The sequence below is a fragment of the Labilibaculum manganireducens genome (assembly GCF_963665805.2).
Lineage (GTDB): Bacteria > Bacteroidota > Bacteroidia > Bacteroidales > Marinifilaceae > Labilibaculum > Labilibaculum manganireducens.
Map to the genome: position 1 here is coordinate 2,102,419 of NZ_CAXXEE010000003.1, position 13,334 is coordinate 2,115,752.

6 protein-coding genes are annotated in these 13,334 nt (G+C 38.6%); 4 read left to right on the forward strand and 2 right to left on the reverse strand.

What is annotated here, in order from left to right:
* Positions 1-85: 85 nt before the first annotated feature.
* Both pflA and pflB read right to left on the reverse strand, forming a co-directional pair.
* Positions 86-811 (reverse strand): pyruvate formate-lyase-activating protein, encoded by a 726-nt coding sequence (gene pflA, locus ACHZAX_RS08045; protein ID WP_320018708.1) that lies wholly within the window; start codon positions 809-811, stop codon positions 86-88.
* A 153-nt stretch (positions 812-964) separates the two neighbouring features.
* On the reverse strand, positions 965-3,190 hold the full coding sequence (gene pflB / locus ACHZAX_RS08050; protein ID WP_320018709.1) for a formate C-acetyltransferase: 2,226 nt from the start codon (positions 3,188-3,190) through the stop codon (positions 965-967).
* Between the two features lie 459 nt (positions 3,191-3,649).
* Here pflB and ACHZAX_RS08055 point away from each other — a divergent pair, with 459 nt between their 5' ends.
* The 4 genes from ACHZAX_RS08055 to ACHZAX_RS08070 all read left to right on the forward strand — a co-directional run bounded on the left by ACHZAX_RS08055 (position 3,650) and on the right by ACHZAX_RS08070 (position 13,304).
* Complete coding sequence (locus tag ACHZAX_RS08055; RefSeq protein ID WP_320018710.1) at positions 3,650-5,596, forward strand: histidine kinase; 1,947 nt, start codon at positions 3,650-3,652, stop codon at positions 5,594-5,596.
* Positions 5,597-5,839: 243 nt separating this feature from the next.
* Positions 5,840-8,533, forward strand: coding sequence for a zinc-dependent metalloprotease (locus ACHZAX_RS08060; RefSeq protein WP_320018711.1), 2,694 nt, complete (start codon positions 5,840-5,842; stop codon positions 8,531-8,533).
* A 98-nt stretch (positions 8,534-8,631) separates the two neighbouring features.
* A complete protein-coding gene (locus ACHZAX_RS08065; protein ID WP_320018712.1) occupies positions 8,632-11,958 on the forward strand; it encodes a SusC/RagA family TonB-linked outer membrane protein in 3,327 nt (1,108 codons plus the stop codon).
* 11 nt (positions 11,959-11,969) lie between these two features.
* The gene (locus tag ACHZAX_RS08070; protein ID WP_320018713.1) at positions 11,970-13,304 is read left to right on the forward strand and encodes a RagB/SusD family nutrient uptake outer membrane protein; all 1,335 of its coding nucleotides are present in this window, start codon (positions 11,970-11,972) and stop codon (positions 13,302-13,304) included.
* Positions 13,305-13,334: the final 30 nt, after the last annotated feature.

Here is a 13,334-nt window from a genome sequence, read left to right on the forward strand (position 1 = left end):
CAATACGGTATTTGATTTCGAATCGTTTGTCATCCTGAACAAAGTGAAGGATCTTTTCAGTAATCAGATTCCTAATTCCTAATTCCTAATTAATTATGACTTCTTTAAAATACTGAAGAAAGATATCCTTTGCCACCTGCAGTTGTTCCAGTGTGTTTTCAGGTACATCGTTTAGTTTGTATTCCATGTTTAAGTGTTCATATTTGTGAACGCCCAGTTTGTGATAGGGCTGAATTTCCAGCTTTTCAATGTTTTCGTATTCCTGAAAATATTTTCCCATTTCGTGCAGATATTCAGGCTGATCGGAGTATCCGGGAACCAGTACATAACGCATCCACACTTTCACCTCTTTTTCGCGGAGGTATGCTGCAAAATTAAGGGTTGTATTGTTGCGTTTACCGGTTATCTTTTGATGCCAGTCTGGGTTGATGTGTTTGATGTCGAGCAGAACCAAATCCGTATACTTCAGTAATTCTTTAACATCATCGGTAAGAACATTTCCATTGCTGTCGATACAAGTGTTAAAATCTTCCTCTTTCAGCTGCCTGAAAAGAATTTTGAGTTCTTTTGCCTGCCAAAGCGGTTCTCCGCCCGAAATGGTTACGCCGCCAATTTTCCCAAAAAAAGGACGCTGGTTGCGTGCTTTTCTCATGATTTCTTCAAGTGGAGTCGGTGTTCCTCCTTCGAAAGTAATGGTATCGGGGTTGGCACAGTACAAACACTTAAAGGTGCATCCCTGCAGAAATACGACCAGTCGGATTCCCGGGCCATCGTAAGTACCTAATGATTCAAAAGAATGAACGTTTAACATACTTGTTTAAATAAATGTGTTAATGTGTATCTCAAAAGTTATTGAGATTGTGAGTGAGTCGTAAAAATAATCCAGGTCGCCGGCCTTACACCAACGACCTTATTATTAATTCTTAGTTGCTCATTGTTAATTAAAAGAACAATTTGTTCTTTTTTACATTCTCTCGAAAAAGCTGCGGGAAATCACCTCCAGCTGCTGTTCGCGGGTTAAACGTACAAAGTTTACTGCATAACCCGAAACACGGATAGTCAGCTGAGGATATTCTTCAGGATGCTCCATAGCATCTTCCAGCATGGCACGGTCCAACACATTTACGTTTAGGTGATGAGCACCTTTTGTAAAGTAAGCATCCATCATGGTAACCAGATTATCCTGACGGGTTGCTGCTGTTGCTCCCAACGATTTAGGAACAATAGAGAAAGTATTCGAAATGCCGTCCAATGAATCTTCGTAGTTGATTTTAGCCACAGAGTTTAAAGAAGCAATTGCACCGTGAGAATCACGTCCGTGCATAGGATTTGCACCCGGAGCAAAAGGAACACCAGCGGCTCTGCCATCAGGAGTAGCACCGGTTTTTAATCCATACACTACGTTCGAGGTAATGGTAAGAATCGACATGGTTGGCTCGGCATTCTTATAAGTATGCAGTTCTTTCAACAAGCTGTTGAATAAATTTGGAATTTCAACAGCAAAACAATCTACTGCATCATCGTCATTTCCATAGTATGGGAAATCTCCTTCAATTTTGAAATCGCAGGTCAAACCTTCTTCGTTACGAACAGCAGTTACTTTTGCATTCTTAATTGCTGATAAGGAATCCGCAACAATCGAAAGACCGGCAATCCCATAAGCAAGATTGATAGCCGGATTGGTATCGACCAAAGCCATCTGAGCTTTTTCGTAGTAATATTTATCGTGCATGTAATGAATGATGTTCATTGAATCGTTGTAAACACGAGCCATTTCCTTCATTGCAATCATATAGTTGCTCATTACTTCGTCGAAATTCAATTCATTGCTGCTCATGGCAGGAATGCCGTTGATCAGCTGAGTTCCTGTTTTCTCACATCTTCCGCCGTTCAATGCCAAAAGAAGAGTTTTAGCCAGATTGCAGCGTGCACCAAAAAACTGAATCTGCTTTCCGATTTCCTGATAGGAGACACAGCAGGCAATTCCGTAATCATCCGATTTACGCGTATCACACATCAACTGATCATTCTCATACTGAATAGAAGAAGTATCGATAGAAACCTGAGCACAAAATTTCTTGAATCCTTCAGGCAATGTTTCAGACCAAAGAACTGTCATGTTTGGTTCCGGTGAAGCTCCGAGAGTATATAGTGTATTTAAGAAACGGAAGGATGTTCTGGTTACTTTGGTTCTGCCGTCAATGGTGTTTCCACCGATCGATTCAGTTACCCAGGTAGGATCACCTGCAAAAATCTCATCGTAAGCATTCATACGAAGGTGACGAACCATGCGCAGTTTCATTACGAACTGATCCAGCATTTCCTGAGCAAATTCTTCGGTAATAAAACCTGCTTCCAAATCTCTGTTGATATAAGCATCCAAAAAAGTTGAAACATTACCCAACGACATTGCAGCACCATCCTGTTCTTTTACCGCAGCAAGATAACCCATGTAAACCCACTGAATGGCTTCCTGAGCTGTCTCAGCCGGACGATTCAATTCCAAGCCGTATTTTTCCCCCAGTTTTTTGATTTCGCCAAGAGCTTTTATTTGTTCGGCAACTTCTTCGCGAAGACGAATCAATTGATCTGTCATCGTTCCGGTTAAACCATTCAAATCTTCCTTTTTTGCTTCAATCAAACGATCAATACCATATAAGGCTACCCGACGGTAATCACCGATAATACGGCCACGGGCATAGTTGTCAGGCAATCCGGTAAGGAAACCTAAGGAACGAAATTTACGGATTTCGCTGGTATAAGCATCAAAAACCCCATCGTTGTGTGTTTTTGCATAATTGCGGAAGATATCCTTTACACGATCTGATACTTCAAGACCTTGTTCCGAGCATGCTTTTTCAACAACAGCAATGCCGCCGTAAGGTTTCATGGCTCTGCGAAGCAATTCATCGGCCTGCAAACCAACAATCAGCTCTAATGATTTATCGATATATCCAGCTCCGTGAGAAGCAATAGCCGACACTGTTTCTGTATCAATTGAGCGAACTCCATTGTTGGCACGTTCTTCTTTAACAGCCTCTTTGCAGATATTCCAAAGTTTTTTTGTGCGTTCGGTTGCTTCCGTTAAAAAGGAAGCATCTCCTGTGTAAGAAGTTAAATTGTTACTAACGAAATCTCTAACGTTAATCGTTTTTTGCCATTCACCGGCTTTAAATTGAATTCTTTTCATTCTAATAATGATTTATTTCAATGGTTGATTGGAACAATCATCAGTCCTGTATTGATTTTAAAAATCAAAATTAATGCAGGACTCCTGGTGTTTGTCCGCTTAAAATTTTGGTATTGCAGTTTCTCTTACTTTGTTTCTTTTGAACAGCAAAAGAAGAAGACTTAAAACTCTTTTTTGCTGTAAAGGTGCAAAGAAACTCTTTTCTGTTTTCTCACGCAATACCTGTTAATAGTGATTTTTTACCGCAAACGATATTGTAAAAACAAAAGTTCTGGTTACAGATGACTTAGCTGACAGATGAAAATATGTTGAGAAACATGTTATTTAGATGGATTAAACAGAAAGAAACAAAATTTTATAGGAAGTAAGATGGGTTTTAAGATTTGTGATCTTTTTTTTGCTGTGATTTGGATACTACTCTTTTGATCTGCTACATTTGTGCTTTACTTATACTACAGAATGAAGTTTCGTAACAAATCAATTATACTGGTCGGGATAATTATTATTCTGAGTTTTGGAGGTGTCGCTTATTTAATAGGTGAGAAGATGGCCGTTACTGCCGGGAAAATGAGTCTTGATCTGGCTGTCTCCAAAGCGCAAAACAGTTTTTTAATCGTTAAAAACGAGTTGGATGGCAGTGTTCTTCGCACTGGTTTAATGGCCAACGCATTGGTGGAGTCTATTGATTTTAACGGACAGGACGAAAAGGTAATTGTAAAAACGCTGCAGTCTGAATTAAAAATCCGAAATGAATTAAATGCTTGCTGGTATTCATCAATTGATGAAAATGATACTTCCGTTCCGGGAAAATTGAACGTGTATTTTAGGAAGAAGGGGAATGAAATTGTTAAGAGTCCACTTTTAGATAAGCAGCTGGATTTAATCGAAAAGCTGCTGATTCAGGGAAGAGAGATGATTTCGGCACCTTATTGGAGTTCCGATAATCGTTTGCTTGCAACGGTATTGGAGCCGGTGATTAAAAATGATAAGATTGTCGGGGTTTTAGGAACAGATTTGGATTTGTATCTCTTTCAGCAGCATTTTTATGACAACGAATCACTGGGAAGAGCTTATGTAACTATTATTTCGGAACAAGGATTTTGTATTTCTCATCCTGATGAGAATTTGATTGGCAAGCGAATTGATACTTTGGCAGAAGGAGCCCGGATTCATGAAGTTCTGGCATCAGGAAATAAATATCAGGAAGAAGTGCAGTCTGATTATTTACAAGTGCCTGTTATGAGGGTATATCAGCCCGTTAAAATTGGTAATTTGGATAAAAAATGGCTGGTAACTGTTAGTGTTCCTCTTTTTAATGTGAAAGAATCTGTTCAGGAAATACGCAATTCAACCTTTCTGATTGGTTTGGTTTTGGCTCTTTTACTAATGGTATTTCTTTACTTTTCCCAGCGCAGGTGGTTTCTTGAATTTAGCAAAAGACAAAGGGCCGAAAGGAAGCATCGTAATGAGGTAAGCAAACTGTCTTCGATCATGGAGAGTACCGATCAGATCATGATTTTTTCGGTGGATAAAAATTACAGGTACACAAGTTTTAATAGTGTTCATAAATTGAATCTGGAGAAAAATGAGGGCGATAGCATTCGGCTGGGAAGTAATTCATTAGATACTTATTATGGTGATTTCCGCATTCAAATGAAAAAGCATTTGGACAGGGCATTGGCAGGAGATCATTTTTTAGTGGAATTTCAAAGGCACGGCATCGATTATCAGCAGATATTTAACGCCATATCCGACGCAGAAGGAAAAGTTGTAGGTGTTTCCAGTTTTTGCTTTGATATTAGCGAAACTCTTGAATTGCGGCGCAGGGCTCTCGAAGAGGAAGAAGAAAAAGTAAAAGCACAGCTAAAGAATATTAAAAATCAGATCAATCCGCATTTCTTATTTAATTCTCTGAATTCTCTTTATGCCTTGGTAGAGGGAGAGCCGAAACTGGCCAGAAAGTTTATTCTGAGCTTATCGAAGGTTTACCGTTATTTGTTGGATAGCAACAACAGCAATCTGATCAGTTTAAAACAGGAACTCGATTTTATTAAGCAGTATCTTTTCCTGCAGAAAATTCGTTTTGGCGATAATCTTCTTTTAGAATATGATATTAAAGACGAAGCATTAAGCCGAAAGCTGCCATCTGTCAGCATACAATCACTGGTGGAAAATGCCATCAAACACAATGTAATAACAAGCGAAAAACCACTCACTATTCGTATATCTGTTTCAGACGAATATTATTTAATTGTTGAAAATCCTTACCAACCCCGCACCGATATGAGTCACAGTCCGGGTACCGGATTAAAAACGCTCGAGGCTTTGTATGCTTTTTTGGGCGATAAACAACCTGTTTATGGTATTGAAAATGGGTTTTTCAGGGTAAAACTGCCTTTGTTTTAATCCCAAAAGATTGCTTTTCCATTCTGTGCGAAGGTTTCATACCGGTTTTTTTGTCATTCACTCCTTAATCTTTCCGGTTCACTCCCTTCTTTTTTCTTGTAGATCAGAATTAATTCATTTTTGTTTCGAATTATTGCCGGATGAAATTCATTAAGCAGTACTAAAACGAACAAAACTGAATTTTGTAGTGACGTGAGTATTCGTGTAGGGGCAATGCTCACAACTACAAACAAAATATACTAAATGAACTTAAGCACAATCACACCAAATCACAAAATTACCCGACTGTTTTTGATGGCATGTATTCTGGGGGGAATGAGTTTGCCGTCGCAAGCATCGCAACGCACTTCTGTTGTTGCAGAAGATGGAATTTTTACTTTCTGGAAAAAGAAAAAGACAGAAACCGAGTCGGACACTACGAAAGGAAAAGATAAAGATTCAAAACTGAAAAAATACGATGAAATAATTACTTCGGATGCCATTACCAAAAAAGGAGTAATTGATATTCACAGAGTAAAAAAGGATTACTATTTCGAAATTTCGGATTCGTTGCTGAACCGCGATTTTCTTTTGGTCAATAAAATCTCTAAAGTGCCTTCCGAGGTTAATGAGTTGGGTTTTAACAAAGGAATCAATTATCAAAATTTATTGATTCGTTTTGAAGTGGATACTTTAACGGAAAAAATTTGGGTGAAAACTTACCATCCATACTACGAAGGGAAAGCAGGGGATGCAATTACTCAGTCGGTAGAGGATAATTACATGCCTTCCATCAGAGAATGCTTCGGTTTGGCTTGTTTTGGAAAAGACTCAACCACCTATGTATTTAAGGTAAATAAGGTATTCGACGGATCGGAAAAAAGTTTAAATGATTTGTTTGGAATACTTGGAATGCCGGGAGCTGCAGTGAAAGATCTTTCGAAAATTAACGAAGTGAAAAGCTTTCAAAAAAATCTGGTTGTAAAATCATTGCTAACCACTAAAGCAGAAGGAATTACTGTAACCGTAGAAGTTACATCGAATATGGTTTTGTTAGCTGAGAAAGCCATGAAACCAAGATTTGCAGACCGAAGAATCGGATACTTTACAACCAAACATTTTTATTATAGTGATGATCAGCAAGCCGTTGAAAACAGAGAGTTTGTGAATCGCTGGAGATTAGAGCCAAAATCCGAAGATGTAGAAAAATATTTGGCAGGAGAATTGGTGGAACCGAAAAAGCCAATTGTTTACTATATCGATCCATCGACACCACCGCAGTGGCGGCAGGCAATAAAAGACGGGATTACCGATTGGCAGTCTGCTTTCGAAAAAGCTGGATTTAAAAATGCCATTATTGCAAAAGATGCACCAACAGACGATCCTGATTTTGACGGTGATGATGTTCGTTACTCCATGATCACTTATGCGGCATCCAGTCAGGCAAATGCAATGGGGCCTTCGGTTGTGGATCCACGGTCGGGTGAAATTATTGAGGCTGACGTTATTTGGTGGCACAATGTAATGACTGCCCTGCATTCATGGATACGTATTCAGACCGGAGTTATTGATCCAAAAGCAAGAGACAATAAATTTAGCGATGAGCACATGGCTCATGCCATTCGTTTTGTTTCCTCGCACGAAATCGGTCATACTTTGGGACTTATGCACAATATGGGGGCTTCAGCGGCTTTCCCGGTAGATTCTTTGCGTTCCAGATCATTTACAAATAAAATGGGCGGAACGGCTCCATCCATTATGGATTACGCCCGTTTCAATTACGTAGCGCAGCCAAACGACGAAGTGGTAAACATTACGCCTCAGATTGGTGTGTACGATAAATATGCAATTGCCTGGGCTTATCGATGGATTCAGGAAGATACTCCCTGGGACGAAGTGAAGGTTTTGAGTCAAATGATAAGAAAGCATGAGAACGATCCATTGTATCATTATGGTCCTCAGCAAGACGGAAAGAATACCATCGATCCATCAGCGCAAAGCGAAGACTTGGGTGACAATTCAATGAAAGCAAGTCGTTACGGCCTGGCTAATTTGAAACGAATTGTTCCCGAAGTAGAAAAATGGACTTGTGAGGAAGGTGAAAGTTACGGGAAAGCAGGTAAAATGATGATGGGTGTAATCGGGCAATGGTTTACTTACGCGAATCATGTTGTGGCAAATGTGGGGGGTGTCTATTTAGATCAACCGGTATTTGGCGAGAATAAATCAGCTTATGTGCATGTCGAAAAAGCAAAACAGAAGGACGCGGTTAAATATTTGATTGATGAGGTGATTAATATTCCTCAATGGATTGCCAATGCAGAGATTTATAAAAAATCATATCCAATAAAGGAATCGGTAATTGGTGATATTGAATACGCTCCAACAACCTTGTTTAGAGATTTGCATGCACGTATTTTTTACTCTTTACTGGAAAAAGACCGACTGTTGCGCATGCAGCAAAACGAAGCTGAAAATGGGGATAATGCTTATACCTTAACAGAGATGATGAGCGATCTGCATCAGGGAATATTTAGCAAAACAATTAAAAATCAGAAGTTGGATGTTTTTACACGCCAGTCACAAAAAAACTTTGTTGATGTTTTAATTATTTCTCAAAACAAGACTTTAGAGAAGACAAGTAAAAAGTCTCTCCAAAATCAGGAGGCAGCATGTTGTCCGGTGCATCAGCACATGCCGTTGTTATGCGACTATGGAGTAAAAAGCCGTGAGCTTTTTCATGATCATGAGCAGGATGATGTGTCAAGCCGATATGCCAACCGAAACTTATTTTACGCCACAATGAACCGGGTATCCGATGATGTATCGGTGAAACGCGGTGAGTTGCTGCGAATTAAAGAATTATTATTGAAGAAGGTGAAGATCGCCGATGAAGCAACACGCTTTCATTATCAGGATCTGATTCTTCGCATTGAAGAAGCATTACATACATATTGAGAATAAACCCAACAGATGGAGAGATTAAAAAAAATCTCTCTGTCTGTTTTTTTGAATGAATTAACCACTATTTTAATAACCATTAAAAATACAAATTTATGAAAAGACTGCTAAGCCTGCTTTTGATCTTGCTTCCCGCTTTTGGCTGGGCACAGGAAATGAAGCAGATTAAAGGAACGGTTCTCTCGGAAAGCGATGGAGATGTTCTAATTGGTGCTTCGGTTTACATTGATAAGTCAACTATTGGTGCCGAAACCAATATAAAAGGGATTATTGAGAACATTACATTGGGAACAATTACCGATTTTGATGGAAACTTCACATTGGAAGTTCCAAAAGAATTGAATACAATTGCCTGCAGCTTTTTGGGCTTCGAAACTCAAATGGTTGATATTACAGGAAAATCATTTATCACAATTAAACTTAGCAATTCAACAAGTGAACTGGGCGAGGTTGTTGTTACCGGCTATCAGAAAATCGAAAAACGCAAGCTGACTTCGGCAGTTGTTAAAGTGAATGCTGACAATATCAGACAAGCTGGTGTTCCAAACGTGGATCAGATGTTGAGTGGTCAAATCGCTGGTGTAACCAGTATTGTTCAAGGTGGGGCACCTGGAGCTCCGGCAAAAATCCGCATCCGCGGTACAGCGTCATTAAACGGCACACAAGATCCGTTGTGGGTTTTGGATGGAATCCCTTTGGAAGGAAACGAAGTGCCTGATTACAACGATAAGGACAATATCGATCAGTTGTACAATTCTTCTGTTGGCGGTTTAAATCCTCAGGATATTGCTGATATTACAATACTAAAAGATGCTGCGGCTACTGCAATTTATGGTGCCCGTGCAGCAAATGGGGTAATTGTGATTACAACTAAAAAGGGTAAAGCCGGACAAATGAAAGTGAATTTGACGAGTAATACTTCTTTTATTTCACGACCTGATTTTGACAAGTTGAATTTAATGAATTCGAATGAGAAGGTAGATTTGGAAATGGCTTTGGCCAGTCGTGCCGATTTAACTTATAACAGTCAGTATGGCAGCATTTCACAAATTTTGAATGCAAATAATGATTGGGACAATTACCAAACAGGTGGTGTTTCAGCAATTGCACCGGAATCATTAGCGGCTATAAATGCATTAAGAAGTGTAGATGCTAATCTGGAAGATGAATTGTATCAGAATGCGGTGAATCAAGATCATAGTTTGAGTATTTCCGGTGGAAGTGATTTGGCAACTTACTATTTTTCCCTCGGTGCTCATACCGAAAAAGGAACAACTATCGGTACATCGCTTAATCGTTACAATGTAACTTTAAAAACCGATTTTAACTTACGTGATAATTTAAGATTAGGTGTTAGTTTATTTGCGAACGAACGCAATAGTAAATCTTACCTTACCGGATCAAGTAAATTAACAAATCCTGCAAACTACGTACGTTTAGCCAATCCTTATTTAAAATTACGCGATGAAGATAATAATTACGTGTATAATGTTGATGAGGATGGCTTGTATAACATTGCTTACATTCCTTTCAATATTTTAGAGGAGAGAGCAGGAACACAGAACAAGTTAAAAGGACAAAGTGTTAACGCTATTTTAGATTTAGAATGGGATTTAAATTCTCATCTTAAATTTCGTACTCAATACGGAATTCAAATAGACAAAACAAATACTAAAAAAGAAGCGGAAGAGGAGACTTTCTTTGCCAGAAAAGAGCGTCACAAAAGCCGCTATTTTGAAGGAGGAGAACCATTATATTTTATTCCTGAAGGTGGAGTTCTTCAAAATTGGGAAGCGGATAACAGTTCTTATAATTGGAAAAATATTATAGAGTACAATCAACTTTTTAATGATCAACATGAGGTTGAATTGATGGTTGGTAATGAATTACGCCAAAATGAATTTACTCAGGTTTATTCTGCAGCTTACGGATGGAATGCCGAAAGAATGACTTCCAAGCCAGTTATTTTTAGAGATGAAGCTGATGCAAAATCGTTCCCATTATATAGTAAAGTATATAGAAAGAACCGCTATGCTTCATTTTTTGCAACAGCTTCGTATACTTACGACAGACGTTACACTTTTTTTGGGAGTATTCGTTTCGATGGTTCAGATTTGTTTGGTGTTGATCCAAAATACAGATATTTACCTTTATATGCTTTAAGTGGAGCTTGGAATGCCAGCGAGGAGAGTTTTTTAACAGATATTGATTGGTTGAGTCAATTGAAATTCCGTGCATCATACGGACTGCAGGGAAACATCGATAAAAATAGTTCACCTTATATTATTGGTATACCTACCACAGTTTCCAATCTTCCGGGAACTAACGAAGATGGTATTGATGTAAGTGGTTTGCCAAACGATAAATTACGTTGGGAAAAAACATCTACCTACAATATTGGTACTGATCTGTCTTTATTTCGCCATGCTGTTCGTATGAGTTTTGACTATTACGAAAGAAAAGGAACAGATTTGATAGGGACTCAGAATCTTCCGCATGAAACCGGTTTTAGTTCGATGTCTGTAAACTGGGCTGAAATGACCAACAAGGGTTGGGAATTGAGCATTTCTACCCGTAATGTCAGGACTGAAAATTTCGAATGGAATACCAGTTTTAATATTGCGCACAACGAGAACAAAGTACTAAAAGAAAAAATTCCGGCAAATCAGTTCTTGCCTTCCCGCGAAGGATACTCAGCTAATTCGGTTTGGGTAATTAAAACAAAGGGCTTGGATGAGAACGGATATCCTTTGTTCGATAAGGATGGAACTGCTGTAACAGGAAAAGAGTTTTTCGATCTGTACGATCAATATGCTGATTTTTGGCCAGGCAATTATGCAGGTTCAAATTTAACAACTGAGCAAGTGCGCGAGCTTTTCACATATGCGGGTGATTCAGATCCTAAATATTCCGGTGGTATTATCAATACATTCAAGTATAAAAATATTGATTTGGCTGTCTCTGCGAATTTTAATCTGGGGATGAATATTCTGGCGCAGCCGGATTACAGCATGACTGAGTATGACAGAGGAAGAAATACATCACGTAAATTATTGGATGTAATTAATGGGACCAATAAAAACCTGCCAAATTTATTAGGTTCCACTTCGGCTGATGGTGCCTATTGGATGGAAAAACAGTGGTACGATAACATTGATAATGCAGGAACATACCGTCATTTGGATACTTGGTTGAAAAAGGTAAATTACATGAGAATCAGCAGTATTCGTTTGGGTTACACTTTGCCAAATGCAATGTTAAAGCGCATCAGATTATCAAACGTACGATTCAGTTTAGAAGCCCGAAATCCATTTGTTATTTCCAATGGGTACGATGGCTATTTTGATCCGGAATCATATGGTAATATTTACGCTCAGCCACAGCAAAAATCATATACTTTAGGTGTTAATTTAACTTTCTAATGACTTACACAATGAAAAAAATAAATATATACATTTCGCTGTTGTTGGCAGTAGTAAGCTTTTCTTCCTGCGACAATTATTTGGATGTGAAGCCAAAGGACCGGTTGATTCCAACAACAACAGATGATTTCCGTGCCTTACTGACAAGCGCATACGATGGTGTTCCTGATGATAAAGAAAGAATTGCTTTCAGAACTGATGAATTAAAATTGGATAATAATGCCTGGGATTTAACACAAGTGCAGGATATCTATTTGTGGAATGATGTCAATCAATCATCAAACACATTGGGTTTTTCATGGCAGCAATATTACAAAGTGATCATGTATGCCAATCACATTATAGATGCCGGTGCTGATGCAACAGAAGGAAGTTCTGAAGAAATTGATCAAATTGTTGGAGAAGCTTACTTATTGAGAGCTTTAATGCATTTTAACCTGGTAAATCTTTATGGTTTGCCTTACAATTCAGCCACTGCTAATACCGATAAAGGCGTGCCTCTTTCATTAAAAATTGATACGGAAGCTGAATATTTTGCCAGTAGTGTGGGTGAGGTTTATACACAAATAGTATCAGATATTACAGATGGAATAGCGAAGTTGAACATTGAAACTTACGAAACAGGATTGAATTATCGTTTCAGTAAGTTGGCCGCTTTGGCATTTCAATCAAGGGTGTATTTGTATATGGATGATACAGAGAATGCAAGAACAGTTGCTCTGGAGATTTTAAAGCTTAAAGCTGATTTGCAGGATTTAGTTGCCGATAATTCTCTTTCTGCGCACAAATACAATTCTGTTGAGAGCATTTTGGCTTTAGAGGAAGTATTCTCTTCTGAAGTTGGAGGTTCATCTTTTGTTTCTGATAAATTGCTGGGAATGTTTGATCAGGTTAATGACCTGCGTTTTGCTTTGTATTTTAATGATGAAGGAAATGGAGTATTCAGCATTGATAAAGGAACTGATACTGCTTCAAAATGCAGTTTCAGAACCTCTGAAATGTATTTGACGATAGCAGAATGCGCAGCAAAATTAGGTGATCTGGATCAAGCCCGCAACTATTTAAATCAGCTGAAAGCAAAACGTTTACTTGCCGATTTTTACAATGCAGAAGTAACTCGTACTGCAGGATTAAACAAAGCAGAATTAATTGCAGAAATTGCAAATGAGAGATATAGAGAGTTTGCTTTTGAAGGACACCGTTGGTTCGACTTGCGAAGAACAACTCAAGAGCCAATTGATCATGCCTACAAAACAGAATCAGCGACTCTGAATCAGGACGATCCCCGTTATACGCTCCGTTATCCGGATGAAGCCATAAACAACAATCCAAATTTGAGTAATTAGGTTAATTAGCATATCAATAAATTGAAATTA

Bases quoted from the DNA above. Each gene is read 5' to 3' on its own strand.
- ACHZAX_RS08060 (WP_320018711.1), top strand. From the start codon at position 5,840: ATGAACTTAAGCACAATCACACCAAATCACAAAATTACCCGACTGTTT.
- pflB (WP_320018709.1), bottom strand. From the start codon at position 3,190: ATGAAAAGAATTCAATTTAAAGCCGGTGAATGGCAAAAAACGATTAAC.
- pflA (WP_320018708.1), bottom strand. From the start codon at position 811: ATGTTAAACGTTCATTCTTTTGAATCATTAGGTACTTACGATGGCCCG.
- ACHZAX_RS08070 (WP_320018713.1), top strand. From the start codon at position 11,970: ATGAAAAAAATAAATATATACATTTCGCTGTTGTTGGCAGTAGTAAGC.
- ACHZAX_RS08055 (WP_320018710.1), top strand. From the start codon at position 3,650: ATGAAGTTTCGTAACAAATCAATTATACTGGTCGGGATAATTATTATT.
- ACHZAX_RS08065 (WP_320018712.1), top strand. From the start codon at position 8,632: ATGAAAAGACTGCTAAGCCTGCTTTTGATCTTGCTTCCCGCTTTTGGC.